The following is a 24839-nucleotide window of genomic DNA, read 5'->3' as shown; positions in this document are numbered from 1 at the left end:
GAAGTTGATTGAAATATCATTGTAATTTATACAATGAAAATTACATTTGAAAGAAAACTATGGCAAGTTTGCAACTTCCTGATTTGTGCGTGATAAACGACTAATTTTGCACTGCTGATCTTCAAACGACGCCTTCATAATTTTCAACATCTTTAAGCATTTAATTTATGAAGCATTCATCATTCAAATATTTTGCCGCGGGTATCCTGTTTTTCTTTTTGATCAACAATACCAGCGCACAAACCAATCGAAATATGGCAAACGACAATCATTATGCATGGCCGGAAAATGTGAAGCCCCCGGTGGCCGATAAAAAAGACAGGCAACTCATTGCGCACGGCGATACCCGCCAGGATCCCTATTACTGGATGAATGATTTTTTCAAAAAAGGGCCCGATAGTACAAAAGTGGTCGAGTACCTGCAAGCAGAAAACGCGTACTACGAAACAATGACAGCCGGAACGAATGCGCTGCAGGAAAAATTGTACGAGGAAATGAAGGGGCGTATCAAGGAAAAAGATGAGAGTGTACCGGTTTTCAAGAACGGTTATTATTATTACAGCCGTGTAGAACCGGGAAAGGATTATTATGTATACTGCCGCAAGAAGGGCGATCTGTCTGCAGCCGAGGAGGTTTTGCTGGATGTAAATAAAATGGCGGAAGGGCATAATTATTTTTCCGCTACCGGTTTCAGCGTAAGCAGGGATAACAAGCTGCTGGCTTATGGGGTGGATGTTTTGTCACGCAGGCAGTACAAGATATATATTAAAAATATCGAGACAGGGGAAATTTACAAAGATGAAATACCCAATACAGAAGGGAACCCTGTGTGGGCCAACGACAATAAAACACTTTTTTATACCTCCAAAAATCTCCTGACATTATTATCCGAAAAGATCAACCGGCATACGTTGGGTACAGATGCGGCAACGGATGTGACGGTGTATGAAGAAAAAGATCCGAGCAATTACATCGGGGTGAGCAAGACCAAATCTGACGAATACATCGTCATCAGTTCTTCCGCTACTTTGTCTTCGGAGAACCTGTACCTCGATGCCGGCCAACCACAGGACGCCTTTAAAGTTTTTCAGCCGAGGATGAAGGAAGTATTGTATTACATTGATCATGCAAACGGGCATTTTTATATCCAGACAAACCTGGATGCCAGGAATTTCCGGATCATGACGGCGGCAGAAGGAAAGACCGGTGTGGCCGACTGGAAAGAAATGGTAGCGCACAACAAGGATATCCTGATTGAAAATTTTGAACTGTTTAAAAATTTCATGGTCGTTTCTGAAAGAAAAAGCGGGCTTACACAGGTGCATGTGATCGACCTGCGCAACAACCAGGGCCATTATCTTGCTTTTGACGAACCATCATACACTGCGTCGGTGGCTTACACGCCGGAATATAATTCGGAAGTGGTACGTTTCAACTATACGTCGCTGATCACCCCCTCTTCGGTATATGATTATGATATGACGCACCGGACTAAAAAGCTGATGAAGCAGCAGGAAGTGGTGGGTGGTTATTCATCCACGGATTATGTGACCGAAAGATTATATGCTACCGCAACGGATGGAACGAGTATACCCATTTCGATCGTGTACAAAAAAGGATTTAAAAAAGATGGCAATAAACCCTTGCTTTTGTATGCCTATGGCAGCTACGGGATCAGCATGGACGCCACTTTCAACAGTGCACGCCTGAGCCTGCTCAACCGCGGATTTGCTTACGCGATCGCACATATCCGTGGCGGACAGGAAATGGGCAGGTATTGGTATGAGGATGGAAAGATGAAGAAAAAGATGAACACGTTCAACGATTTTATCAATTGCGCAGAATTTTTGATCGCTCAAAAATATACAGCCAAGGAACATCTGTATGCTTCAGGCGGCAGCGCCGGTGGATTGCTGATGGGAGCGGTAGTGAACCTCCGTCCGGATCTCTGGCATGGTATCATTGCAGCCGTTCCTTTTGTGGATGTGGTAACCACCATGAGCGATGCGAGCATACCGCTTACAACCAATGAGTATGATGAGTGGGGAAATCCGGCGGATAAAGACAGCTATTTTTACATGAAAAGTTATTCCCCTTACGATAATGTAACAAAAAAGGATTATCCCAATATGCTTGTCACCACGGGGCTTCATGATAGCCAGGTGCAATATTTTGAACCGGCGAAGTGGGTAGCACGGCTGCGTGATTTTAAAACCGACCATAATAAGATCTTCCTGTATACCAATATGGATGCAGGACATGGCGGGGCCAGCGGGAGGTTCAAAGTGCTGAAAGACAGGGCAAGGGAATATGCATTTTTATTATCGCTGGAAGGAATAAAAAATTAATCCTGCACATTGATGTCTTTTCTTTTAACGATTGAATCTCTTTTGCAGCGCATAGGTGATAATATCCAGCCTCAGCTTACCGGCAGTGTTTGTTTCTGGGGGCAATGGTTTGGAAAACCTAACGGTCACCTGTGTACGATTATTTCGGCAGCGTATGATGAAGCGTCGGGAGAATTGCGTTTGTCTTTTTCGGGCAATCAATTACTTTCTGTTTTTGAACCGGAAAATATCAGCATTGAAGATGACCTGTTGACCATCGGGGATGCGAGAAAAGTGCGGATGGAATGGCCGGATGCCGGTAAGGATGGCCGTTTGAAGAATCGGTTATATTATGAATTCAACAGGTTGGGTAAAAAAGTTACCGGGATATCAAATATACATTGGAGCAGTATAGATCAAACCAGCCTTTCGGTAAACAGGCCGGCTGTTTTGATGACACACTCATTATCTTGAATTAAGAAAAAAACAAGTAACAATGACAACTTCTGTAAAGATCCTCAACACCGAAATATTGTCCGACAACTGGTATGTGCTCAGGAAGATCTCGTACGAGTATTTGAAAAAAGACGGCACCAAACAGGTGCAAAGCCGCGAAGCCTACGACCGTGGCAATGGCGCGACGATCTTGTTGTACAATAAAACAACCGGCACTGTGATACTCACGCGGCAGTTTCGGCTCCCTACATTTGTCAATGGAAACGAATCGGGTTTGCTGATAGAATCCTGTGCCGGCCTGCTGGACAAGGATGATCCTGAAGATGCCATCCGCCGCGAAACGGAGGAGGAGACGGGTTATAAGATCACGGAAGTGCAGAAGATCTTTGAAGCCTATATGTCGCCGGGTTCGGTGACGGAGATCGTTTATTTTTTCATAGCGGCCTACGACAAAACCATGAAAGTGGCTGATGGCGGTGGTGTAGAGCATGAAGAAGAAAATATAGAAGTGCTGGAGATCCCATTTACACAGGCATTGGAAATGATCACTTCCGGCGGGATAAAAGATGGCAAAACGATCATGCTGCTGCAATACCTTCGCCTGCACGGAATATTATGACCTTGCCGCATCCAGTATTTTTACCGTTACCCTCAATTGGCCAAGGTGCCTCATGGTATGTTCGGCCGCATGCACCAGCAGGCCTATAACTGTGGATGGCAGCTGCTTCCGGCCGATGCCCCTGAATTCTGTAAGGGTTGATTCATCGGTGTTTTTTAATTGCAGCAGCGCTTGATCTACCTGGTCACTAAATCGTTTTACCAGCCCGGCCGCGTTCAGGGCGGGATTAGGCGAAACGTCTTCTTCCCGGAGTTGGGCTAACTGTTGCTCGGTAAGCATTTCACCACGTGCATAGGTAAAAACCCTGTCGAGCACACCCGAAAGGTACTGCAGGTGAAATCCCGGAGAAGCCACGCCGGCCGGACGTTCCCATAAGATATCGTCAGCCGGTTCGAGCGCCAGCAATTCTTCATTGGCCTGCAGCAGGGCATGCGCTACCGGTTGTAAAAGAGGCGGAATGCCGGGCAGCGGCCCCCTTTGCCAAACTTCAAGAGTAGTATCAGTCATGGTGTGGATATTAAAGAATACTCAAGTTACATTTTTCACGCCAGCAAACGCAGGCTGGTTGTATAGATCAACTATTCCGTTACCCCGATCGTGATTTATGGAGGGGAAGGCAATGCTGTCTGCCGTAATCTGTTTATCTTTATAATCACGACTTTCAATCGATCAATTTTCATTTTATATCATTAAATACTCACCAGGATGATTTTACAAAAAGGCGATGTTGCACCGGATTTCAAATTACATGCTACACCAGATCAGAAGCTGGCCCTGGAAGAACTGAAGGGGAAAAATGTAATACTGGCATTTTACCCTGCAGACTGGAGCCCTGTATGCAGCGACCAGATGGGGTTGTACAATGAAATGCGCAGTTTCTTTCATAAGTACAATGCAGAAGTGATCGGGATCTCGGTGGATAGCAAATGGTGTCATCTGGCATTTGAAGAGAACAGGAAAATAAAATTCCCGTTGCTTTCCGATTTCGAACCGAAAGGGGAAGTATCGAAATTGTACGGCGCTTACAACGAAACGGAAGGCCAGAGCAAACGTGCGTTGTTTGTGATCGATGAAGAGGGGATCATCCAATGGAGTTACATGGCACCGGATGGTATCAACCCGGGCGCTGATGGGATAGTGGAAGCTTTGGAAGAAATGAAGAAAAAATCTTAACGCATATTTTATGGCAAAATTAAAACCGGCAGTTTCCGATTACGATCAATCATTGGGCGACCCGTCATCAAAAACGGTACTGGTAGAGTTTGGCGATTACCAATGTCCGCATTGCGGGCATGCGCATCCGTTGATCAATCGTTTGTTAAAAGAAAGGGGTGATGATTTTCTTTTCGTGTTCCGCAATTTTCCTTTGCAGGAATCGCATCCCCAGGCCCTGATGGCTGCCCATGCGGCGGAGGCAGCGGCAAAACAAGGTAAATTCTGGGAGATGCACAACCTCATATTCGACCGCCAGAAAGATCTTGATGAAAGTATCTACGATGAATTTGCCGGAGAACTTGGACTCGATGCGGCGCAATTACGTGCCGATATGGATAGCGATGATATCCTCGAAAAAGTGGCGACTGATTTTGAAAGCGGTATCCGCAGCGGCGTTAACGGCACTCCTACTTTTTTCATCAACGGTGTTATCGCGGAATATGATACTACGTATGAATCGTTGTTGAGGCTGATTGATGGGGAGTAGGGGCTGGAGGCTGGCGAAAAATTTCATTAGAACTGTCATTGCGAGGAACGAAGCAATCTCTTGGAGTTTCTCAATAGAATGCGAAGAGATTGCTTCGTTCCTCGCAATAACATTACAATTAGGCAGCACTCTTGGATTTAGCATCATAACAAAAGGACATCCAGGTAAGTGGATGTCCTTGTCATTTGTAGCTATTTAAAACTATCTCAGTCTGAATGCTTCGGTTTCTTTGCAATGGCAATACTGTGCAATTCTTCAGACCCATCGTTTCTTTTGTAAGATTTGTGGATCAAATGAAGTATTTCAAAATTGTCTTTCTTCATCATTTCTTCTAAAACCTTCCATTCATGGTAATAAAAATATGTCCGGTCGCCCGTGCTGCCAGCTTTGTAGCCTGAATCTCCGGGGTTGCCTTCTACAAAGCTGATGTATAAAACGCCATTTTCATTCAGCAGGTTATTGCAATCTTTTACCAGCTGCCTGGTATCCGGAACGGAAAGATAGGGGATACAGAACCCCGCGACAATGCCATCAAATTTTTTTTCAATTTGCGAAATATCACGGCTGTCCATTACATAACAATGAGCCGAAGGATTATTTAGTTGCGCCAGGCCGATCATATTCGGGGAAATATCATTTGCATCTATCTTTAGCTCCGGCATTTTTTTCAGGAGGTACGCGGCAATATTTCCCGGCCCGCAGCCGATCTCCAATAAAGCAGCATGCGGCTCCAACTCATTACAGAAAAGATCATAGGTATCGTCATAAAGATCCAGGTGCATGAATTTTTCCTGGTAGAGCCCGGCTAGCTTATCCCAGGTTTCAAATGTCTCTTTGTACTTGTCCATGGCTTTCGATTTGCAGTTGAAAATTACACATTATTGGTGAGTTGATATACTGTAAGCCTGAGCTTTGAGGAAAGTAAATATTTCGTTGCTGCTTTTTGATTACTTTCATAACACAAAGAAAATTCAATGGAAGATGTCATCATAAGAAAAGCCGTTGTAGGGGATATGGAAACGCTGCTGAAATTTGAGCAGGGCGTGATAGGATCCGAGCGTCCCTTTGATCCAACATTAAAAACAGCCGATGCAAAATATTACGACCTGCCGAAAATGATCCATTCCGGTCACATTGAATTATTGGTTGCGGCCGTTGATGGAAAACCCATAGCCTCGGGTTATGCACGTATTGAAGCTTCCGAATTATTTCTGCAGCATACTCAACATGCTTATCTTGGATTCATGTACGTACTTCCGGAATACAGGGGAAGAGGGATCAATCGTTTGATGATCAACAGGCTGATGGAATGGGCGAAAGCCAAAGGCATTACCGAATTCCGGCTGGAAGTTTATTCCGGGAATTCCGCAGCCATCCGGGCTTATGAAAAAGTTGGGTTTGTCCGGCACATGATTGAAATGAGGCGTGGCGGATAAATTGTATGTATATATTTTAGAAAAATAATTTATGCCAAGAAAAAAAACGAAAGAACAAAACGGAAACCTTATCCTGCGGATGTATCCATTGGAACGTTTTATAATAAGCCTTGCCGTTGCAGGCCTCGCCGTCTTCTTCGCTTATAGTTCAGATAACGCTTTGTTCATCTGCATGATCGGCTGGATAGGGTTCTCAGCTTCTTTTCTCCTGATGAGCTGGATCATTTTTTTCAAACGTTCGGTGGGTGACATAAAAAATATCGCTTCCGGCGAAGATGGTAATAAGTTCTTCGTCACCATCATGGTGCTGTTTTCTTCTTTCGCGGGAATGTTCACCATTCTTTTACTCATGCTTTCAAAAGACAGTGCACAGGCTTATTTTTTACCCGTGGCCATCACCGGGATGCTGCTTTCCTGGGCAATGGTGCATACGGTGTTCACTTTTCATTACGCACACATGTATTATGATGTACCCGACAAGGGTGGTAAAAAAATAGCCGGCGGACTGGAGTTTCCAGGCGATGAAAAAGAACCGGATTATATAGATTTTGCCTATTTTTCTTTCGTCATCGGTTGCACATTCCAGGTTTCTGATGTGGAGATCAGCTCGCGGAAGATCCGGCGGCTGGTACTTCTTCACGGATTACTCTCTTTCGGGTTGAATACTTTCGTAGTGGCGCTCACAATCAATATCGTAGCCGGGCTTAAAAATTAATGGTGTTTATTTTTCAGCGACCTCGAAAGAAGACCTGGCATTGATGCCTTCAGCATATAGTGTGCTGACCTTATCTTCCAGCAACGCGGTGTATTTTTTGACCTGATCTTTCTTTTTCCATTTTTTGTAAAACTGAACAGTCACGTCATAAAAATCTATCAGCTGCTGCCAGTTTAATTTTGTTTGCGAAAGCATCAGTTCATTCTGCTGAACTACCTGTTCGGCATCCTTGTATTTTTTTGTACGGTAATAAATATTGATCAGCTGGTTGCGCACAATGAATATCCTCGAACTATCGACGTTATTCTTCCAATAGGCGAGTGCCTGGTTTGCATAGTACAACGATGAATCATACTGCGTCTGAAATTCAAAAACCCTTGAGAGGTCGAAGTAAGAAACGGCTACACCCGCGGGTTTACGTTTTTGCTGATATAAAGAGATGGCTTGAAATATCTCTTTTTTCCCTTCGGGAAATTGTCCGAGCCTTCCAAGCAGGTAGCCTTTGTATTTCCGGCTATTGGCTTCGTTGAGCGTATCGGCAGTGAGTTCCCAGATGTTGAGCGCTTTGTTGATATACGATAAGGCATTGCTATAATCATGTGATCTTTCGTCAAGCGCAAAGCCATTGTTTTGTACCTGGTAACCGATATCCCTGAATTCTTTTCCCTCTTTTTTGGTGAGGTTTCCTGCTTTTGCCTTGTTGGATAAAGCCGTGATCCTGCTGTCGAGATCCGGGGTGTTTTTTTGCTGTGCATGGATCACCATCGTTGTACAGCAAAAAAATATAAGTAGCAATGGTTTTAATGCGGCTGTAAATTTTTGTTTCATAACGCTGTCATCATTTAGTCTTAAGATAATTCATCTGTCCGAGATGGTAAGCCTGGTGATTGGTGCGGTTCAAAAGGATGTTGAGTTTGTTGCGGTGCGGTTCTTTGGCAAAATCCTCCGAAGAAACGGCCGAATGTTTTTCAAACCACCCTTCTGTTGAAAGTTCATCAACTGCTGTGCTTAATGCGCTGTTTATTTCTTCCCAGTATTTCCTCAGCGAAACGGTGTCGGGGATGCTGAGGCCAGCGCCATCAGGCGATTGCAAAAAAGGAAGGTCAAGTTCGGGATGAAGCCTTTCCCCAAATCCTAACAATACAAACAGGTTATCGTTCACAGCCGCCAGGTGTCCTAAAAGATACACACCCGAATTTCTACCGGGAGCGGTAGGCGTGGCCAGTTGCTCATCTGTAAGCGTATTCAAAAGTTCATCCACTCGTTTGTTGTGACTCTTCCAGGCGGTGATGGCCATTTGTATAAATAATTGCTGATTACCCATGAGTTTAAATTTTTGAAAGAACGGGGCTAAAGTTAAGAAGTAAAAATGAATGGGGGGATGTAATAAAACTAAAAACTGCTTTGCACAGTCAAAGTATTTTTCAGTAAATGATCAATGATACAGGCTGGAGCAGGAACTTCAGCGTGCAGCCAATATTTCTCTGCGCTGTGCATTCATCACTTCAAGGGCATTCTCCGGTGACGAAAGGTATAAACGATACATGTCTTCGGTATTGCCTGCACGTATCTCGTATTGATTTTTTTCGAAGGCATTCCACAGGGCTTCTGCCACCTGGGCCGGGGGAATTCCATTTGCTCCGCCGATCTCTGTTGAAAATTCTGTATTTACCAATGGTGGCATCAGTTCAAAAACCTTTACGGTAGACCTTTCCAGCGTCAGCCGCAATGACCTGGTGTAAGAATGCAACGCTGCTTTGCTCGCCGCGTAAGTTGGCAATGAAATGCCCGGCACGAAAGCTACAATAGAACTTACATTTACGATGGCGGCTTCCGGTTGTTTTTTCAGCAAAGGCAATAAAGCTTCATTCAATCTTAAAACAGAAAGAAAGTTGGTTTCAAATTCTTCAGCCGCTTTCTGGTAAGCATTCACGTCCTCAGTATCAAGATTATATACACTGGCTTTTCCTGCATTGTTGATAACGATGTTCAATGCCGGAAAATCTTTCCGGATCCTTGTTGTAAGGGCTTCTACAGAATCTTTATCGGTTACGTCGGATTGTATGGCTGTCACATTTTGAAGTTGCGCAGCTGCTTTCGCCAGGCGTTGTTCATCCCTTCCGGTAATGATGACATGGTTGCCTTTTTGTGAAAACAACCTGGCGATCTCAAATCCGATGCCGGCACTTCCGCCGGTGATCAGGATGGTGTTATTGATAGTGTTCATTTCAGTGATTTATGATTGATTGAACTTTTTGAAAATTGCGGTAGCGATATGGCCGCCAAAACCGAATGTATTACTCATCGCATAATTGACTTCCCTTTGCTGTGCCTTTCCCAGCGTGAATTCAAATTTGTCAGCAAACTCCGGCTCAACATTCACCGTGTTGATGGTAGGAGGGATGATGCCATGTATGATAGCCTTGATGCAGGCGATGGCTTCAATTGCACCGGCTGCGCCAAGGAGGTGGCCGGTACTGGATTTGGTAGCGCTGATCTGCATGTTTGGTTTTATACCGAAAACCCTTTCCACGGCTTTCAGTTCACTGGTATCCCCCTGTGAAGTAGAAGTGGCATGTACGTTCAGGTAATCGATATCTTTCGGTTCAATGCCGGCATCGGCGAGGGCTTCCTTCATTCCGAGAAAAGCGCCTTCTCCCTCAGGATGCGTACCGGTAAGATGATATGCATCTGCAGCCATGCCGCCACCGGCCACTTCGGCGAGGATGGTGGCATTGCGGCCCAGGGCCGATTCAAGGCTTTCGAGAATGATAGCGCCTGCACCTTCACCCATTACAAAACCATCGCGACTGATATCAAAAGGGCGGGAGGCGGTGGCGGGGCTGTCGTTCAGCGTAGACAAAGCACGCGATGCATTGAAGCCGCCAACGGAACTTTCATTGATGGCGGCTTCAGATCCGCCCGTGATGATCATATCGGCTTTGCCCCATTTTATATAATTGAATGCGTCTATCAACGCCGTATTGGAAGTGGCACAGGCCGATACCGTAGTGAAATTCACACCACGCAGGCCATATTTGATCGAGATCACGCCGGAAGCAATATCCACGATCATCTTAGGAATGAAGAACGGGCTGAAACGCGGGGTGCCATCACCTTTGGCAAACTCCATCAACTGCTCCTGGAAAGTTTGAATTCCTCCATTACCACTGCCCCAGATGACCCCGATGCGATTGCGGTTCAATGTTTCAAAATCAATGCCGGCCTGTTTTACCGCTTCGGCAACGGCCACCAGGGCGTATTGGGTGTAGGCATCGTATCTCTTGGCTTCATTTTTATCAATAAACTCCAGCGGGTCAAAACCCTTCAATTCGGCTGCAAATTTCGTCTTGAATTTACTGCTGTCAAATTTTGTGATCGGCGCAGCACCGCTTTTACCATTTATCAAAGATTCCCAGGTATCGTTCACATTATTGCCTAATGGCGATAAGGCGCCAAGTCCGGTGATAACTACTCTTTTCATGATCGTATTTTTAATTTTCTTTTCTATATACCAGTTGGTATATGAATGAATAAAATTTAATGGAACAATGTTCCATTAAATAATTTATTACGCTTTTGGCGAATCGGCACCCACGGTAGTTTCTTCCCAGGTGTCAAAATCTTTTTTCAATAATTCCAGTTTGTTGCGTGCCCCTTTGAGCGCAGCTGCTCCCAGAAGCAGTCGCAATGGCGGTTCTGCAGATTCTACTGCTTTTACGATCGCTATGGCGGCAAGCTTCGGATCACCGGGCTGGTTGCCGCTGTAACCACGGATGCTGTCTTTATTTGCACCGGCTGTGGCAGCGTAATCCTCAATCACGACCGGGCTGTTGTTAGCCGACCTTCCCGCCCAGTCTGTACGGAACCCGCTTGGGGCTACAATGGTTACTTTGATGCCAAGTGGGGCGGTTTCTTTCGCAAGTGCTTCAGATAAACCGTCGACTGCATATTTGGTGGCATTGTAAAAACCTACTGCCGGAAAACTTACCAGGCCGCCGATAGAAGCGATGTTTACAATATGCCCGCTCCTTTGTTTACGCATGGCTGGCAAAACTTCTTTCGTCATATTTGCCAGGCCGAAGAAATTTATTTCAAACATATTTCTCACCGCTTCATCTTCGCTTTCTTCTACAGCGCCGAAATAACCGATGCCGGCATTATTGACCAACACATCGATTCGGCCAAATTTATCCAACGCCTGCTGCACGGAAGTTTTGATTTCAGCAGGTTTTGTTACATCGAGTTTCAATGACAAAGCCGTTTCGGGAAACCCTTCCACGATGTCTTTTATATCTTCTGTTTTGCGGGCTGCAACCGCAACCGGGTAACCTTGTGCAAGAAGGTAAGTGGAGAGTTCCCTTCCAAACCCGGTGGAGCAACCTGTAATGAGCCAAACTTTTTTCATCTGTCGTTTTTTATGTGGATCAATTTTTTACCAATGAAATATTTTCGATCATATCTTCAACTGTCTTGAGGATGACTTCGAAGTTCTTTTTGTTTTTTGTAGCGCGGGCAACAAAGATACCACCTTCTATGAGTGCTATCACCGATAAAGCGAATTTTTCCATATCAACTGTCGGTACAAATTCTTTCGCCTTGATGCCTGCTGAAAGTATAGCCTGTATCTTTTTTTTCCATGCGGATAATTCTTCGCCCACTTTTTTTCGAAGTGGCTCATGGGTATCATCCGATTCAATGCCGGTATTCAACAACGGGCAACCACCTTCCATCAGCTCCAACGCATCTTTCTGGCAAAATATATGCGCATACACCATCAGTTTTTCTTTATAAGTAGGAGCAAGCGCCAGTTTTTCATCTTCGAATTTATTTTTCTTTTTTGCATTGTAGTCAAACACCGCCAGGGCCACCGATTCCTTATTTTCAAAATTACCATAAATGCTGCCCTTGGTAAGATTGGTAGCCGCAGTAAGATCCGACATGGAGGTACCGGCATAACCCTTCTTATTGAAGATGGCTGCCGTCTTTTCTATGATAAATTGCCTGGTCTCTTCTGAGCGTGGAACGAATTTCATTTTGCAAATATACCGATTGGTATATGAATGGGTATATTATTTTCAGCAAGCTATTGTTAAAAGTATCTGGCACTACGTAAATGCTTCATTTTCATATAAAAATTCTATAAAAGAATAGCGTAATTGTATAATGACGGAGAGGAAATTAGTTTATTACTTTGCATTGTTTTTTAATATCCAGGGGGAAATATGCATTCTGACCAATCTACTGCCGCTTTACAAAATTTTATTTCAGACTTTAATCTCATGGACGAATACGGGGTCGTGAGTTTTACAGGAACCATTCATCTGTTACGGGATGGCCACCTGAAAGTATTTGACAATAATGTACAGATCATTACCAGCAATCATCTTGATACGGTTTACATTATTTTTACTGAAAATGAGGAGCATCTCCCGGAAATGTTCGATCCGAGGTCGTACAATTTCAGTTATGCAAAAAGAGAAGGGCTCCGTATCACGCCGGTAGACGAATCGCGGAAAATGATCGTTTCGATTTATCCGCGGCCTGCTTAATTTTTGTATATTACAACAGATATTACCCATACAACCTTAATCGTACTGACATGAAATTGTATATCCGCAACATGGCTTGCCAAAGCTGTAAGATCGTTGTGAAAGATGAAATTGAAAAACTCGGCCTTCATCCCAAAAATGTGGAATTGGGCGAAGCGGAGGTAAAAGAAAAAGTGACTGTAGAGCAGCAAAAAAAACTCAACAGCGCCATCCGCAAAGCCGGGCTGGAACTGATCCAAAACAAAGAAGGTGTGCTGCTGGAAAAGATCCGTAAAGAAATACTGGAATATGTATACAATTCCGATGAAAAAATGCCGAAGAATTTTTCAAAATACCTCAGCCAGAAACTGAATTACAGCTATAGTTACCTGGCGAATTTTTTCTCGGCCATGCAGGCCAGTACTATTGAAAAATATATCATTTCCCTGAAGATCGAAAAGGCCAAAGAAATGATACTTTTCAATGAGTATACACTTACAGAAATAGCTTACCGGCTGAATTACAGCAGTGTGGCGCATCTTTCTTCACAGTTTAAAAAAGTGACGGGGCTTACACCTTCACATTTTAAAGCCTTAAAGAAAAAGAGGCGTATCGTGCTCCAGGATCTTTGATGGACTTACTGGAATAATTTTTTCGTGTGCCCCTGTTCCATTCCCGCTTTTGTGTACGACCTGAAAAATTCGTCAGCGGAGAGTGTGCCACTTCCTTTTATTACAAAAATTATAAGCAGGATCAATACGCCTATGGATAATATCAGTTCCGTATTGGAAAAACTCATGCCCGCTTTGCTGTTTACAAAAATGATCGCACCAACCACCACAGGAATATTGATCAGCGACATCCACCTGGTAAAAAGCCCGGTAGCGATAAATACGCCGCCCAGCAGGTTTATGTAAGTGATAATGAATGCGATGGCACGTGTGTTATTGCTGAACATTTCGATGCCGCCGCCACGGATCATTTCTTCCAATGCGGCCGAATCTTTGAAAAAAGTATAGCCTTTCCAGATAAGAATGAACCCCAGGATCACCCTGAAAATGGTAAGCCATTTTGGCTGCGGCGATTGTTTGCCTTGAGGAGGGGGTGTATCGTGTAACATGATTGTATGGTTTAATTGTTAATCAGCTGGCATTTATACCAGAAGAATCGTACCAAAAAAGCTTTTGGTAGCTTTTATTAAATTTTCGTTCCATACATCACAGCGGAAATTCCTCTTGTTTCCATGTAATTCCATCGTTTGGTGCCATAATTTTGTACATTGTATCAAGAAAAACTGAATTATGGACTTTGTAGATTATTATAAGATTTTAGGTATAAATAAAACAGCGACAGACGAAGAGATCAAAAAAGCGTACCGAAAAATGGCCAGGAAATTTCATCCTGATGTAAATCCCGATGACAAGGAAGCGCACAAAAAATTCCAGCAGGTAAATGAGGCCAATGAAGTGCTGAGTGATCCGGAGAAGCGCAAAAAATATGACAAATACGGGAAAGACTGGCAGCATGGGGAACAGTTTGAGCAGGCCCGCCGATCACAGCAACAGTCGCAGCCATTTGGCGGGGGATTTGAAGGTTTTGATGGCGGCGGTGGCTTTTCCGATTTCTTTGAATCGATGTTTGGCGGCGGCAGGCGACAGGCAAAACATCGCGGACAGGATTACAATGCCGAATTGAAATTATCCCTGACCGATGCTTTGCACACCCATCAGCAGACATTGACCGTAAACGGAAAGAACGTGCGCATCACCATTCCTGCCGGAATTGCCAACGGGCAGGTGATCAAACTCAAAGGTTATGGCGCTCCCGGTGTAAATGGCGGCCCCGCGGGTGACCTGTTCATCACGTTTTCCATATCAGAACCTTCCAATTTCCGCCGTACAGGAAACGACCTGCACACGATTGGCAAACTCGATCTGTTCACGGCAGTGCTGGGAGGCGAAACCATCATCGAAACGCTTACCGGGAAAATAAAAGTGAAAGTGGCTGCAGGCACGCAACCCGGCAGCAAAACCAGATTGAAGGGCAAAGGTTTCCCGGTGTATAAAAAAGAAGGGGAATTTGGTGACCTGTTTGTTACTTATGAAGTGGCATTGCCAATCCATCTTTCCGAAGAACAAAAGGAGCTTTTTCAAAAACTGAAGGCAATTACGAATTGACAATTACGAATTACGAGTGATCGAAGCGAAAAAGGATCGCAGATTTCAGAGGGATGAAGGTGATTACACAGATTGTTTTTACTTCGTAAAAACGAAAATGCAGTTTATAAATATTGGAACTTAATTAAGAGTTCTGGTATTTATAAACTGCATTTTAATTTACTGCGAAGCAGTGAATAATCTGTGGAATCCCCTTCATCCTTTTTTAATCTGCGATCCCTTATCGCTCATATCCTCGCTTCCATTCGTAATTCGTAATTGTCAATTCGTAATTACCTAAATGCTTCTGCGAGCAATTCAAAGCTCCTCTTCCTGTCATCCTTATTCGCGGTCATGGTGGATACGATGATCTCATCCACATCAAATTCTTCCGCCAGTCTGGTCAGTTGTTCTTTTACCTGTTCTTTGGTACCTGAAATCGTGCGGCCGCTATTATGCCTTATGCGTTCCAGTTCCGCAGGTGAAAATTCGTATTGCTGAATGACGGATTGTTCGGGAAATTTATCAAAGATCCCTTTATCAAATTGCAATAGAATATAATCCACATTCTTCCGCATTTCTTTGGCTTTTTCTTCCGTTTCTGCGCACAGTACGGAGATTGCCAGGATCACATGCGGTTTTTCAAATTGTGAAGATGGGGCGAAATCATTCCTGTAGATCTCGGCCACCTGCGGCGAAACTGTTCCGTTGATGAATTTCGCGATCACCAGTCCCAGCCCGAATTTAGCTGCAATGCTGCTGCTGCCACCACTGGAACTTAATATCCATTGCATAGGAATTGTCTGTGCCTGCGGAACTGCCAGTATCGGCCCGTATTTGGTGCCGGCGGTATCGCGGAAAAAATGCTGAAGATTGTCGAGTTGCGTGATGTAATTTTCTTCGCTGAATGTATTGGAAGGGTTGAGTAGGGAAGCGGAGATCCTGTCGCCACCGGGTGCACGCCCCATGCCTAAATCGATGCGGCCGGGGAAAAGCGTTTCAAGCATCCTGAAATTTTCGGCCACTTTAAAAGCACTATGGTTGGGCAACATGATGCCGCCCGAACCTATGCGCAATGTCTTCGTTTCATCCGCCAGCTTTACCATCAATACTTCCGGCGCCGATCCGGCAATGAAGGCCGAATTGTGATGCTCCGAAATCCAGATGCGGTTGAAGCCCAGTTTTTCCGCCAGTTTGGCTGTTTCAATGGTTTCCTGGATAGCTTCCGCCGCAGTAGCGCCTTCCCTCACTATCGACTGATCGAGTATGCTTAATTTTAACTTGCTCATGGCGCAAAGATACATCGAATTATTTCGATGTATCAGTTAAATTATCTTATTTTATTCACCAATCGGGGCTTGTTGATCTGCAAAAATCTGCGTGTATTCATCAGCCAACATCTGCGGAAAATCTATATCGTCCATTGATCATGCACAACCCCTACAAGATATGGTTTGCCCTCATATCGTTTGTACACCAGCCGCAAGACTACCCAATCCATCCCTCCCAGCTTTTTATCAAATCCTGAAAAATAGCTTTCTGTAAATTCGTGATCGGGATAAATTTTAGGAAGATTGTTGAGTGAATTGCCGCCACCGATCATTTTATTGAGCGATGTTTTTTCCGCATTTAAAAAGTCGGCATCATATACGAACCTCTGGAAATAACCGTCCACTGTCAGTTTTATGTCATCGCCGCTGCCATCATAACTTCCCCAGATCAGCTTTTTATTTTTTTGCGCCAGCAGTGAAGAAAATTCCGTTGCACTGAAATGATGATCGGTAGCCGTATCGATGCAGGCATAAGGGGAAAACCGGATGCCCTCTACGGGATGGATATAAGAAGAAAAACTTTTGTGATCCTTGTTTTGAAGAAGGGTAAGGATAGCTTTCGTGGTTTCCGTTATGGAAACGGGGGCTGTTTTCAAACTATCTGCCGGTGAAGGTTTTGCGCCAACGCTATCTTTTGTAACAGGAGCGGTGACATTTTTATTCTCTCTGGTTTTATTATCGTTGCAGGAATGCAAAAGGATGATGATTAAAATGACGGGCAGGCTGTTTTTCATGTTTTCTGTTTATACTTAAATATAACTAAAATATAAGTTTATCATTACCTTGCCGGCATGAAAAAATTCCTGAAATATTTTGTGCTGGTATTGGCGGCAGTTTATCTTTTGTTGCTGATTCCCGACAGTAATAAATCCGGCGACTTTGCGGAAAGAGGCAGCAGCTGAAATAGACGGTTTCATCAAAACCCATCAATATTTTCCACCGTACTGGCAGCTGGTGTCGCTTGCCAGGCAGGTTGCAAATAAATGAACAGTGGAATTGTACGGGATATTATGAATAACTTTCCTTTTTGTTTCTGAAATGAATAATACAGGCTCCGGAAACGATCTAAAAACAAAAAAATGGACCATCCTGTTTTACTTTCACCAGAGATCATTACTTCCCTGATCAAGCCGAGAGCTGCTGATTCGCATAAGGGAACGTACGGGCATGCCTTGCTGGTAGCCGGAAACAAGGGCAGGATGGGGGCCGCAGTGTTATGTGCGGAAGCCTGTCTGCGTGCCGGGACCGGACTGCTTACAGTGAACGTTCCCGAAACAGAAAGAGGTATTTTGCAGACAGCCGTGCCCGAAGCAATGCTGGTCTTTCGGGATGATGAACAGCTTGACCTGGAAGTTTTTTCCGCAGCGGGTATCGGGCCTGCATTGGGTACCGGCAATGGTTCATTGGAATTGCTTCACTATTATTTAAAAAATTTCAACAGGCCTTTGTTACTCGATGCGGATGCATTGAATCTTTTAGCTGCCAACAAAGACATCTGGCAATCCGTTCCATTCAATACAGTCATCACCCCGCACCCTAAAGAATTTGACCGGTTGTTTGGCGGATCCATGTCGTCGGAAGAACGTATGGAAAAAGCGATCCGGTTATCCGCGGAGCATCCCTGGGTGATCGTGTTGAAAGGCCACCAGACATTGATCGCTCATAACGGTAACGCTTACCTGAATACCACGGGTAATGCCGGGCTTGCCAAAGGTGGCTCGGGTGATATTTTAAGCGGAATGATCACTGCGTTACTGGCACAGGGATACCAACCTTTTGATGCCGCGAAGATCGGGGTATATCTGCACGGCCTGGCTGCAGACATCGCTTTGAACCATCAGAGTATGGAGAGTATGCTGGCGAGAGATGTGATCGCGGAGATCGGGCATGCATTCAAGATGGTGCTTAAAAAGTATTGATCAAACCCTCATGTCATCCGGTAGCCAATTGCGGATCGATCTTTTGATTGCATCCGGCGAAAGTTTTTCCCGGAGTGTTTTATCCAGCAATCCGGGCAATTCTTCATCAGATGCAAACCGTAATGCCGCTATCTGGCCGAAAGTCAATTCCCGTTCTACTGTTTCCAGACGTTTTCCCGTAAGTGAAAAATACCTGAAACGCATTTCCAGCCGTACGATCCTGTTCTGGCAGATCAATGCATAATGCTGCCGCATCATGAACGACGACCATCCTAAAAAAACAGCTATGGCTGAAATGATCAGCCATAGCCAGTTAATATTCAATTGTTGATTATATCCGTAATATCCCCGCGAAAAAAAGCAGGGTTACCAATGGATAAAAAACAAAATGATGCGCAGGATACCAGCGGATATGATTTTTATATTGCTGTTGAGCCATAAAATAAATTTAAATTCAGCGCTGATCTTCTTCAATGTTATCATTCGGAGCCTGGTGCATCAGGTCGTCAATATCTTTTTCCTCCAGTTCATTCACCGGTGCATCTGTTGCATGTGTGTGCACAAGATCATCCATATCCTGTTCCGTAGAAACGGTATCGGGTAATTCATCTTCTTTTTCATGCACCAGTTCATCCGGGTCTTTTTCTGTATTGATGTCCTCAACTTTTACTGCTTCAACCTCTAAGCCTGTTTTTACGCTTTCGTCAGTCTTTTTATTTTCCATAATGTTGTTTTAAATGGTTGCAGCTGATATTGGCCGTACCTGCATTCATACAAAAGCGCTGCCAAATATTGGCAGCGTACTTTATTATTTATAACGATCAGTACAGATGATCATTTATTTTTCAGGCGGCCTTTCCCATGATGCGGTCAACTTCCTGCATCACTTTTTCGGGAGTGAACGGTTTTTTGATATAACCGTTGGCGCCTGTTTCGCTGGCGATGTGTTCGAGGTCGGCATTAGCGGATAAGAGTATGACCGGGATCTGTGCGGTATACTCATGTTCTTTCAAGCGCCTGCAGAGTACCCGCCCGTCAATGCCGGGCATATGCACATCCAGTATGATCACATCGGGATGTGTGTAAAAAAGGTCTTCCCAGAATGTTTCGGCATTGCGACTTACTTCTACATCGTAACCTTTTGCCCTCATGGCCATATAAAAGAGCACCAGCATATCATCATCGTCATCTACCACCAGCAGGTTTAATTTTTTGGCTAAAACTTTTTTCATCGCAAAATCTTTTAATTAAATTCAGCACAACCACTTGCAACAACTTTGCCTGATTGTCAAAATGTTAATAAAATTCATTTTTAGTATCCGGGCAATTTATCGCCTGTGATCTGACACCGATCGCTAACAGTTCTCTCTTGTTTTAAAATAAATTTTTACGGGGCAGGCCAGGCCTGTCTTTTATGGAGTATGGTAGAATTAGGGTAGAGAAAAATGTTATACCGGCCATCCGGGATCGTTGCGCTAATATACAGCAAAAACTCACTTTTTTGATTTTTTCGGATCAGATGTTATAAACAGTATGTGTGTAAAGCAAATAACATAGGTGCAGCGGATATGTTGTTTAAAAGTAATAAGAGATTGTAGGCTAAATGGTTATATTATCTGGTGTCCAGGTTTTTGTAAGTGTACACCTTCATTCGTCAGTTTTACCGGCAATATCTTTCCATCGGCGCCGAAATGCATTTCCCCGATGCACGTAACGCGGTGACTGGGTGAAAGGTGAAAGGTGAATGGTGAATGGTGAATGGTGAATGGTGAATGGTGAATGGTGAATGGTGAATAGTGAATGGTGAATAGTGAAAGGTGAAAGCAGGTAAGTTTATAAGTAATTATAATACGGTGTAAAGTGTATTCAGGATGAGACAACCGTTGTCGAAGGCCTGAAACAAAAATCCTTTCCCCATAACATCTCCGGCCACACACTGATGAGACGTTACAGAGGAAAAGATAGTTTTCCACTTTTCAATTGCCGGGTGCACATTTATTCTACACTTCAGTTACGTAGGATGTATAGATAAATGCAGTGTTTTTTCCGAGGCGAAATTGCGGCAATTCAATCAAACAGCTGGTATGATAACAATGAACGGGGAGGTTTATTTAATGAACGGTTGGCTTTACGGATCCTTTAACATGAATGGATATTTAATTTAATTAACCGCTCTTAGAAATGTGCGATATCAATTTTAATCTTGCGAATGTATTTTCCCTTCGTGTGAACCATCAATGTTTGCAGAACGGCCTCATTTGCCGGGGTTTCGCCGCAGGCGAAATTTGTGCCGGATGCGTAGCATTATCCGGGACAAAACCGGCGAATACAGTCCCGCACAGTACTGTGGGGAGCGCAAACAATCGCCCCAACGGGCGTGGAGTAATAAAGAATTTCTGAAGATAAAACGTCACTATGGACTAAAGACTTAACTGCGGATTTTCGATTTTTTTTAATCCATTAAAAAATCTGATAGTACAACATATTACATAGTTAAGCCGAAAGATCCGTAAACTTCAAATATCCGAGATGAACAGGGTCTTCAATAACATCTGCGGTAGGTACTAACTGCAACGCATACCTGCTTTTCATTTCCAAAGGAAGGATATCCCTGATATTATACAGGTCATCCACGTCTAAACCGTATTTATCATCCACATGCGCAACGGCTTTGTAATGAAGATCGCTTTTGGGGAGGGTATTGTGTTTAAAAAAAACGTGTTTCATCGCCTGCCGCCGGGCAGCCCTGGTATCTTTTTCGGCAATGATCATTTTGTAATGAAACTCGTCAAATTCTCCTGCCCTGTAACCTCCAAGGTTTATAAAAAACAGGCTCATTTCATTTTCCGGTAGTTTCATATCCTGTGTTTTTTCTATGACTTTTACAAGAAAACCGTTCGCACAATTTACTTCCCGCCAGGCATCTATATGAATTTTTCCTTTCGCTTCCGGCCAATGATCGATCATATACGGTATGAGCTCTTTCAGGTTTTTTGCAATACCGAAGAAGATATCATGTTGCTCTGTAAAACGTCCTTTCACCCTGCAACCCAACAGGAGCATAAATAATTTCATAAAAAAGCATTTAAAAAAAGGTACTGTATTAAATAGAGTGCCAAAGATAAATATCAGCCTGTCCTGGAAATAATTATTAATTATTCATTATCAATTATTCATTCTAATTAAAGTTTACTTTCGCATAAAAATTTACCTGACGGGCATGATCAGACTAGAAAAATTCAGCGAAGAGGATTTTACACAATTAATCGGATGGATCAACAATGAGCGGTTGCTGATGAATTGGGCCGGTTCGCTGTTCTCCTATCCCCTTACACAAAGAAGCCTGGAATGGTATATCGATGACACGAATATCAAAGGCGTTTCCGATGCGTTCGTTTATCGTGCTGTGGAGGAAAAAACCGGGAATGTGGTGGGGCATATCTCTATCGGTGGGCTCAGCTGGAAGAACCGCTCGGCAAGGATCAGCCGTGTGTTTGTAAGCGAAAAAGGAAAAGGTTATTGCATCGCCATGATGAAAGAAGCCATCCGTATAGGTTTTGAAGAACTCGGGCTCCACCGTATCGGGCTCGGCGTTTACAGTGATAATATCGCTGCTGTAAAATGTTATGAAAAAGCAGGTATGCAACAGGAAGGATTGCAACGCGATGTATTGTTATACGAAGGCGAATTCTGGAGCATGATTGAAATGGGAATATTGGAGGATGACTGGAGGAGTTTAGTTGCAGGCCGGGATTTCCATTAGAACGGTCATTGCTGTAAGAGGTACGAAGCAATCTCTTCCATATTTGTCTACTCGAAGAGATTGCTTCGTGCCTGGCAATGACAGAGCCGTTGAGCATTCTGCTGTAACCAGCATCCAGTAACCAGTAACCAGCCCCCATTCCTTACCTTTGCCCAAAATCTTTCCACCATGAGCTTTCGTGATCTCAATATTTCCACACCATTACTCAATGCACTCGACGATCTTGGGTATCAAAATCCCACTACGATCCAGGAAAAGGCTTTTTCCGTGGTGATGTCCGGGGCCGACGTGTGTGGCATAGCGCAGACCGGTACAGGAAAAACGATCGCTTACCTCTTGCCCTGCCTGCGGCAATGGAAATTTACAAAGGACAAATCCCCGACTATTTTGATCGTGGTGCCTACCCGGGAACTGGTGGCGCAGGTGGTGGAAACGGTCAACAAACTCACTACTTATATGACCGTGGTGACGGTAGGGGTGTATGGGGGCGTAAATATCAATACCCAACGCCTTTCGGTGGAAGGAAAAGTGGACATACTGGTAGCAACGCCGGGGCGTTTATTCGATCTGGCGATGAACGGCTCATTGAAACTGAAAAATATTAAGACGCTGATCATCGATGAAGTGGATGAAATGCTGAATCTCGGTTTTCGCACACAGCTGAAAAATATCCTCGACCTTATCCCGGCCAAACGGCAAAACCTGTTGTTTTCGGCAACACTTACAGAAGAAGTGGAAGAACTCATTCACACATTCTTCAATAATCCCGTAAAAATAGAAGCGGCCCCATCCGGAACCCCGCTCGAAAATATTGAGCAACAGGCATATGAAGTCCCAAACTTCCATACCAAGGTAAACCTGCTGAAACACTTGCTGGCAAATGATCCGCAGATGACAAAAGTGTTGGTTTTTGCCGCCACAAAAAAACTGGCGGATCAACTTTTCGCGGAGCTGGAAACGTTATTCCCCGAATCTGCCGGGGTGATCCACAGCAATAAGGAACAGAATCATCGTTTCAATACGGTCAAACAATTCCAGGAAGGAAATTATCGCTTCATCATCGCTACAGACATTGTGGCCCGCGGTATCGATATTACCGAAGTAACCCATGTCATCAATTTCGATACTCCCGACATTCCTGAAAATTACATGCACCGCATCGGCCGTACCGGTCGTGCGAAGAAAAAAGGGATTGCCATCACATTTATTACAGAAAAAGAAAAGCCGCTGCAGCAAGCCATCGAAGAATTGATGGATTTTGCTATTCCGATAGCAGCATTACCTGCCGAAGTCGAAATTTCTACCGTGCTTACAGAAGACGAAATTCCGAAGGTCTACATGAAGGAAATACAGATCAAGCTTCCGAAGAAAGAAGATGTGGGGCCGGCATTTCATCCGAAATCGGCGAAGAACAGCAAGGTGAATTTTGTGATGAGCCGGAAAGACAGGATGATGAAAAAATATGGTAAACCCAAAACAAGGGGGCAGAAAAAGAAAGGACGTAATTGAGGAGATAAGGGGATAAGGGGATCACAGATTTCAGATTGATTAGGGGATTACACAGATTGTTTTTACTTCGTAAAAACGAAAATGCAGTTTTTGAAACGTTGACGATATCTTATAAACTGGATTTTCATTTTGCGCCAGCAAAATAATCCGTGTAATCGCCTGATCAGTCTGAAATCCGTGATCAAAAAACAAGTGGCAGAAGAAGGGACGATATTAATGCGATAAAAAGGATCACAGATTTTATAGGGATGAAGGGGATTACACAGATTTTTTCTGCTTCGCAGAAAACGAAATCCAGTTAGTAAAAAGTTCAATTAGTTTATAAACTACATTTTGATTTTGCGCCAGCAAAATAATCCGTGCGATCTCCTGATCAGTCTGAAATCCGTGATCAAAAAACAAGTGGCAGAAGAAGGGATAAGATTAATGAGATAGAAAAAGGATCACAGATTTTATAGGGATGAAGGGGATTACACAGATTTTTTCTGCTTCGCAGAAAACGAAATCCAGTTAGTAAAAAGTTCAATTAGTTTATAAACTACATTTTGATTTTGCGCCAGCAAAATAATCCGTGCGATCTCCTGATCAGTCTGAAATCCGTGATCAAAAAACAAGTGGCAGAAGAAGGGATAAGATTAATGAGATAGAAAAAGGATCACAGATTTTATAGGGATGAAGGGGATTACACAGATTTTTTCTGCTTCGCAGAAAACGAAATCCAGTTAGTAAAAAGTTCAATTAGTTTATAAACTACATTTTGATTTTGCGCCAGCAAAATAATCCGTGCGATCTCCTGATCAGTCTGAAATCCGTGATCAAAAAACAAGTGGCAGAAGAAGGGATAAGATTAATGAGATAGAAAAAGGATCACAGATTTTATAGGGATGAAGGGGATTACACAGATTTTTTCTGCTTCGCAGAAAACGAAATCCAGTTAGTAAAAAGTTCAATTAGTTTATAAACTACATTTTGATTTTGCGCCAGCAAAATAATCCGTGCGATCTCCTGATCAGTCTGAAATCCGTGATCAAAAAACAAGTGGCAGAAGAAGGGATAAGATTAATGAGATAGAAAAAGGATCACAGATTTTATAGGGATGAAGGGGATTACACAGATTTTTTCTGCTTCGCAGAAAACGAAATCCAGTTAGTAAAAAGTTCAATTAGTTTATAAACTACATTTTGATTTTGCGCCAGCAAAATAATCCGTGCGATCTCCTGATCAGTCTGAAATCCGTGATCAAAAAACAAGTGGCAGAAGAAGGGATAAGATTAATGAGATAGAAAAAGGATCACAGATTTTATAGGGATGAAGGGGATTACACAGATTTTTTCTGCTTCGCAGAAAACGAAATCCAGTTAGTAAAAAGTTCAAT

The 24839-nt window shown here is 43.6% G+C and carries 29 protein-coding genes; 13 read left to right on the top strand and 16 right to left on the bottom strand.

Annotated features, from left to right (window positions below):
- Positions 1 to 167 precede the first annotated feature (167 nt).
- The 3 genes from EGI32_RS15425 to nudK are packed head-to-tail and all read left to right on the top strand — an operon-like array spanning position 168 to position 3402.
- A complete protein-coding gene (locus tag EGI32_RS15425; protein WP_255156253.1) occupies positions 168 to 2348 on the top strand; it encodes a S9 family peptidase in 2181 nt (726 codons plus the stop codon).
- A gap of 12 nt (positions 2349 to 2360) precedes the next feature.
- On the top strand, positions 2361 to 2801 hold the full coding sequence (locus tag EGI32_RS15420; RefSeq protein WP_255156252.1) for a hypothetical protein: 441 nt from the start codon (positions 2361 to 2363) through the stop codon (positions 2799 to 2801).
- A gap of 22 nt (positions 2802 to 2823) precedes the next feature.
- A complete protein-coding gene (nudK, locus tag EGI32_RS15415; RefSeq protein ID WP_255156251.1) occupies positions 2824 to 3402 on the top strand; it encodes a GDP-mannose pyrophosphatase NudK in 579 nt (192 codons plus the stop codon).
- Here the strand turns inward: nudK and EGI32_RS15410 are convergent.
- The gene (locus tag EGI32_RS15410) at positions 3397 to 3909 is read right to left on the bottom strand and encodes a DinB family protein (protein WP_255156250.1); all 513 of its coding nucleotides are present in this window, start codon (positions 3907 to 3909) and stop codon (positions 3397 to 3399) included. The genes nudK and EGI32_RS15410 overlap by 6 nt on opposite strands.
- 198 nt (positions 3910 to 4107) lie before the next feature.
- On the opposite strand from EGI32_RS15410, the gene EGI32_RS15405 reads away from it, so the two are divergent.
- Together EGI32_RS15405 and EGI32_RS15400 are read left to right on the top strand one after the other, a co-directional pair.
- Positions 4108 to 4575, top strand: a complete 468-nt coding sequence (locus EGI32_RS15405; RefSeq protein ID WP_255156249.1) for a peroxiredoxin — start codon at positions 4108 to 4110, stop codon at positions 4573 to 4575.
- Positions 4576 to 4585: 10 nt separating this feature from the next.
- A complete protein-coding gene (locus EGI32_RS15400) occupies positions 4586 to 5104 on the top strand; it encodes a thioredoxin domain-containing protein (protein WP_255156248.1) in 519 nt (172 codons plus the stop codon).
- A gap of 206 nt (positions 5105 to 5310) precedes the next feature.
- On the opposite strand, the gene EGI32_RS15395 is transcribed toward EGI32_RS15400, so the two are convergent.
- Complete coding sequence (locus EGI32_RS15395) at positions 5311 to 5952, bottom strand: trans-aconitate 2-methyltransferase (RefSeq protein WP_255156247.1); 642 nt, start codon at positions 5950 to 5952, stop codon at positions 5311 to 5313.
- 126 nt (positions 5953 to 6078) lie between these two features.
- On the opposite strand from EGI32_RS15395, the gene EGI32_RS15390 reads away from it, so the two are divergent.
- Positions 6079 to 6540, top strand: coding sequence for a GNAT family N-acetyltransferase (locus EGI32_RS15390; RefSeq protein ID WP_255156246.1), 462 nt, complete (start codon positions 6079 to 6081; stop codon positions 6538 to 6540).
- A 31-nt stretch (positions 6541 to 6571) separates the two neighbouring features.
- The gene (locus EGI32_RS15385; protein WP_255156245.1) at positions 6572 to 7255 is read left to right on the top strand and encodes a DUF1345 domain-containing protein; all 684 of its coding nucleotides are present in this window, start codon (positions 6572 to 6574) and stop codon (positions 7253 to 7255) included.
- A gap of 6 nt (positions 7256 to 7261) precedes the next feature.
- Here EGI32_RS15385 and EGI32_RS15380 read toward each other — a convergent pair whose 3' ends face one another.
- The 6 genes from EGI32_RS15380 to EGI32_RS15355 all read right to left on the bottom strand — a co-directional run bounded on the left by EGI32_RS15380 (position 7262) and on the right by EGI32_RS15355 (position 12291).
- Complete coding sequence (locus tag EGI32_RS15380; RefSeq protein ID WP_255156244.1) at positions 7262 to 8083, bottom strand: hypothetical protein; 822 nt, start codon at positions 8081 to 8083, stop codon at positions 7262 to 7264.
- A 10-nt stretch (positions 8084 to 8093) separates the two neighbouring features.
- Positions 8094 to 8579: a DinB family protein gene (locus EGI32_RS15375; protein WP_255156243.1), complete on the bottom strand. Its 486-nt coding sequence runs from the start codon at positions 8577 to 8579 to the stop codon at positions 8094 to 8096.
- 138 nt (positions 8580 to 8717) lie between these two features.
- Positions 8718 to 9482 carry an SDR family oxidoreductase gene (locus EGI32_RS15370; RefSeq protein WP_255156242.1) on the bottom strand — a complete coding sequence of 255 codons (765 nt, stop codon included), beginning with the start codon at positions 9480 to 9482 and terminating at the stop codon, positions 8718 to 8720.
- A gap of 9 nt (positions 9483 to 9491) precedes the next feature.
- Positions 9492 to 10739: a beta-ketoacyl-ACP synthase II gene (gene fabF, locus EGI32_RS15365; RefSeq protein ID WP_255156241.1), complete on the bottom strand. Its 1248-nt coding sequence runs from the start codon at positions 10737 to 10739 to the stop codon at positions 9492 to 9494.
- Between the two features lie 87 nt (positions 10740 to 10826).
- A complete protein-coding gene (locus EGI32_RS15360) occupies positions 10827 to 11663 on the bottom strand; it encodes an oxidoreductase (RefSeq protein WP_255156240.1) in 837 nt (278 codons plus the stop codon).
- A gap of 19 nt (positions 11664 to 11682) precedes the next feature.
- Positions 11683 to 12291: a TetR/AcrR family transcriptional regulator gene (locus tag EGI32_RS15355; protein ID WP_255156239.1), complete on the bottom strand. Its 609-nt coding sequence runs from the start codon at positions 12289 to 12291 to the stop codon at positions 11683 to 11685.
- Positions 12292 to 12480: 189 nt separating this feature from the next.
- On the opposite strand from EGI32_RS15355, the gene EGI32_RS15350 reads away from it, so the two are divergent.
- Positions 12481 to 12807 carry a hypothetical protein gene (locus EGI32_RS15350; RefSeq protein WP_255156238.1) on the top strand — a complete coding sequence of 109 codons (327 nt, stop codon included), beginning with the start codon at positions 12481 to 12483 and terminating at the stop codon, positions 12805 to 12807.
- Positions 12808 to 12857: 50 nt separating this feature from the next.
- Entirely contained in the window at positions 12858 to 13418 is a 561-nt protein-coding gene (locus tag EGI32_RS15345; RefSeq protein WP_255156237.1) for an AraC family transcriptional regulator, read from the top strand.
- Between the two features lie 5 nt (positions 13419 to 13423).
- On the opposite strand, the gene EGI32_RS15340 is transcribed toward EGI32_RS15345, so the two are convergent.
- The gene (locus tag EGI32_RS15340; RefSeq protein ID WP_255156236.1) at positions 13424 to 13906 is read right to left on the bottom strand and encodes a DoxX family protein; all 483 of its coding nucleotides are present in this window, start codon (positions 13904 to 13906) and stop codon (positions 13424 to 13426) included.
- A gap of 181 nt (positions 13907 to 14087) precedes the next feature.
- Between EGI32_RS15340 and EGI32_RS15335 the strand changes: the two genes are divergently transcribed.
- Positions 14088 to 14963, top strand: a complete 876-nt coding sequence (locus tag EGI32_RS15335; protein ID WP_255156235.1) for a DnaJ C-terminal domain-containing protein — start codon at positions 14088 to 14090, stop codon at positions 14961 to 14963.
- A gap of 272 nt (positions 14964 to 15235) precedes the next feature.
- Here EGI32_RS15335 and EGI32_RS15330 read toward each other — a convergent pair whose 3' ends face one another.
- Together EGI32_RS15330 and EGI32_RS15325 are read right to left on the bottom strand one after the other, a co-directional pair.
- A complete protein-coding gene (locus EGI32_RS15330; protein WP_255156234.1) occupies positions 15236 to 16231 on the bottom strand; it encodes an LLM class flavin-dependent oxidoreductase in 996 nt (331 codons plus the stop codon).
- A gap of 122 nt (positions 16232 to 16353) precedes the next feature.
- Complete coding sequence (locus EGI32_RS15325) at positions 16354 to 17007, bottom strand: hypothetical protein (RefSeq protein WP_255156233.1); 654 nt, start codon at positions 17005 to 17007, stop codon at positions 16354 to 16356.
- A 345-nt stretch (positions 17008 to 17352) separates the two neighbouring features.
- Here EGI32_RS15325 and EGI32_RS15320 point away from each other — a divergent pair, with 345 nt between their 5' ends.
- The gene (locus tag EGI32_RS15320; RefSeq protein ID WP_255156232.1) at positions 17353 to 18192 is read left to right on the top strand and encodes an NAD(P)H-hydrate dehydratase; all 840 of its coding nucleotides are present in this window, start codon (positions 17353 to 17355) and stop codon (positions 18190 to 18192) included.
- Here EGI32_RS15320 and EGI32_RS15315 read toward each other — a convergent pair whose 3' ends face one another.
- From EGI32_RS15315 to EGI32_RS15295, 5 genes are all read right to left on the bottom strand, one after another.
- Positions 18193 to 18516 (bottom strand): DUF6526 family protein, encoded by a 324-nt coding sequence (locus EGI32_RS15315; RefSeq protein WP_255156231.1) that lies wholly within the window; start codon positions 18514 to 18516, stop codon positions 18193 to 18195. It abuts the gene before it with no gap.
- A gap of 7 nt (positions 18517 to 18523) precedes the next feature.
- On the bottom strand, positions 18524 to 18631 hold the full coding sequence (locus EGI32_RS15310) for a DUF6526 family protein (RefSeq protein WP_255156230.1): 108 nt from the start codon (positions 18629 to 18631) through the stop codon (positions 18524 to 18526).
- A 15-nt stretch (positions 18632 to 18646) separates the two neighbouring features.
- The gene (locus EGI32_RS15305; RefSeq protein ID WP_255156229.1) at positions 18647 to 18916 is read right to left on the bottom strand and encodes a hypothetical protein; all 270 of its coding nucleotides are present in this window, start codon (positions 18914 to 18916) and stop codon (positions 18647 to 18649) included.
- 121 nt (positions 18917 to 19037) lie between these two features.
- The gene (locus tag EGI32_RS15300; RefSeq protein ID WP_255156228.1) at positions 19038 to 19424 is read right to left on the bottom strand and encodes a PleD family two-component system response regulator; all 387 of its coding nucleotides are present in this window, start codon (positions 19422 to 19424) and stop codon (positions 19038 to 19040) included.
- 1261 nt (positions 19425 to 20685) lie between these two features.
- On the bottom strand, positions 20686 to 21267 hold the full coding sequence (locus EGI32_RS15295) for a DUF1543 domain-containing protein (RefSeq protein ID WP_255156227.1): 582 nt from the start codon (positions 21265 to 21267) through the stop codon (positions 20686 to 20688).
- A 145-nt stretch (positions 21268 to 21412) separates the two neighbouring features.
- Between EGI32_RS15295 and EGI32_RS15290 the strand changes: the two genes are divergently transcribed.
- Together EGI32_RS15290 and EGI32_RS15285 are read left to right on the top strand one after the other, a co-directional pair.
- Positions 21413 to 21955 carry a GNAT family N-acetyltransferase gene (locus EGI32_RS15290; protein ID WP_255156226.1) on the top strand — a complete coding sequence of 181 codons (543 nt, stop codon included), beginning with the start codon at positions 21413 to 21415 and terminating at the stop codon, positions 21953 to 21955.
- 168 nt (positions 21956 to 22123) lie between these two features.
- Entirely contained in the window at positions 22124 to 23464 is a 1341-nt protein-coding gene (locus tag EGI32_RS15285) for a DEAD/DEAH box helicase (protein WP_255156225.1), read from the top strand.
- The last annotated feature ends 1375 nt before the right edge of the window (positions 23465 to 24839 follow it).

The organism is Ferruginibacter sp. HRS2-29 (assembly GCF_024343615.1).
Taxonomy (GTDB): Bacteria; Bacteroidota; Bacteroidia; order Chitinophagales; family Chitinophagaceae; genus Ferruginibacter.
Note: the sequence above shows the minus strand (reverse complement) of the source record. Positions and strands in the feature narration are given on the sequence as shown.

Excerpts from the sequence above, each read along its gene's own strand:
- EGI32_RS15425 (WP_255156253.1), top strand. The coding sequence starts at position 168 with ATGAAGCATTCATCATTCAAATATTTTGCCGCGGGTATCCTGTTTTTC.
- EGI32_RS15420 (WP_255156252.1), top strand. The coding sequence starts at position 2,361 with ATGTCTTTTCTTTTAACGATTGAATCTCTTTTGCAGCGCATAGGTGAT.
- nudK (WP_255156251.1), top strand. The coding sequence starts at position 2,824 with ATGACAACTTCTGTAAAGATCCTCAACACCGAAATATTGTCCGACAAC.
- EGI32_RS15410 (WP_255156250.1), bottom strand. The coding sequence starts at position 3,909 with ATGACTGATACTACTCTTGAAGTTTGGCAAAGGGGGCCGCTGCCCGGC.
- EGI32_RS15405 (WP_255156249.1), top strand. The coding sequence starts at position 4,108 with ATGATTTTACAAAAAGGCGATGTTGCACCGGATTTCAAATTACATGCT.
- EGI32_RS15400 (WP_255156248.1), top strand. The coding sequence starts at position 4,586 with ATGGCAAAATTAAAACCGGCAGTTTCCGATTACGATCAATCATTGGGC.
- EGI32_RS15395 (WP_255156247.1), bottom strand. The coding sequence starts at position 5,952 with ATGGACAAGTACAAAGAGACATTTGAAACCTGGGATAAGCTAGCCGGG.
- EGI32_RS15390 (WP_255156246.1), top strand. The coding sequence starts at position 6,079 with ATGGAAGATGTCATCATAAGAAAAGCCGTTGTAGGGGATATGGAAACG.
- EGI32_RS15385 (WP_255156245.1), top strand. The coding sequence starts at position 6,572 with ATGCCAAGAAAAAAAACGAAAGAACAAAACGGAAACCTTATCCTGCGG.
- EGI32_RS15380 (WP_255156244.1), bottom strand. The coding sequence starts at position 8,083 with ATGAAACAAAAATTTACAGCCGCATTAAAACCATTGCTACTTATATTT.
- EGI32_RS15375 (WP_255156243.1), bottom strand. The coding sequence starts at position 8,579 with ATGGGTAATCAGCAATTATTTATACAAATGGCCATCACCGCCTGGAAG.
- EGI32_RS15370 (WP_255156242.1), bottom strand. The coding sequence starts at position 9,482 with ATGAACACTATCAATAACACCATCCTGATCACCGGCGGAAGTGCCGGC.
- fabF (WP_255156241.1), bottom strand. The coding sequence starts at position 10,739 with ATGAAAAGAGTAGTTATCACCGGACTTGGCGCCTTATCGCCATTAGGC.
- EGI32_RS15360 (WP_255156240.1), bottom strand. The coding sequence starts at position 11,663 with ATGAAAAAAGTTTGGCTCATTACAGGTTGCTCCACCGGGTTTGGAAGG.
- EGI32_RS15355 (WP_255156239.1), bottom strand. The coding sequence starts at position 12,291 with ATGAAATTCGTTCCACGCTCAGAAGAGACCAGGCAATTTATCATAGAA.
- EGI32_RS15350 (WP_255156238.1), top strand. The coding sequence starts at position 12,481 with ATGCATTCTGACCAATCTACTGCCGCTTTACAAAATTTTATTTCAGAC.
- EGI32_RS15345 (WP_255156237.1), top strand. The coding sequence starts at position 12,858 with ATGAAATTGTATATCCGCAACATGGCTTGCCAAAGCTGTAAGATCGTT.
- EGI32_RS15340 (WP_255156236.1), bottom strand. The coding sequence starts at position 13,906 with ATGTTACACGATACACCCCCTCCTCAAGGCAAACAATCGCCGCAGCCA.
- EGI32_RS15335 (WP_255156235.1), top strand. The coding sequence starts at position 14,088 with ATGGACTTTGTAGATTATTATAAGATTTTAGGTATAAATAAAACAGCG.
- EGI32_RS15330 (WP_255156234.1), bottom strand. The coding sequence starts at position 16,231 with ATGAGCAAGTTAAAATTAAGCATACTCGATCAGTCGATAGTGAGGGAA.
- EGI32_RS15325 (WP_255156233.1), bottom strand. The coding sequence starts at position 17,007 with ATGAAAAACAGCCTGCCCGTCATTTTAATCATCATCCTTTTGCATTCC.
- EGI32_RS15320 (WP_255156232.1), top strand. The coding sequence starts at position 17,353 with ATGGACCATCCTGTTTTACTTTCACCAGAGATCATTACTTCCCTGATC.
- EGI32_RS15310 (WP_255156230.1), bottom strand. The coding sequence starts at position 18,631 with ATGGCTCAACAGCAATATAAAAATCATATCCGCTGGTATCCTGCGCAT.
- EGI32_RS15305 (WP_255156229.1), bottom strand. The coding sequence starts at position 18,916 with ATGGAAAATAAAAAGACTGACGAAAGCGTAAAAACAGGCTTAGAGGTT.
- EGI32_RS15300 (WP_255156228.1), bottom strand. The coding sequence starts at position 19,424 with ATGAAAAAAGTTTTAGCCAAAAAATTAAACCTGCTGGTGGTAGATGAC.
- EGI32_RS15295 (WP_255156227.1), bottom strand. The coding sequence starts at position 21,267 with ATGAAATTATTTATGCTCCTGTTGGGTTGCAGGGTGAAAGGACGTTTT.
- EGI32_RS15290 (WP_255156226.1), top strand. The coding sequence starts at position 21,413 with ATGATCAGACTAGAAAAATTCAGCGAAGAGGATTTTACACAATTAATC.
- EGI32_RS15285 (WP_255156225.1), top strand. The coding sequence starts at position 22,124 with ATGAGCTTTCGTGATCTCAATATTTCCACACCATTACTCAATGCACTC.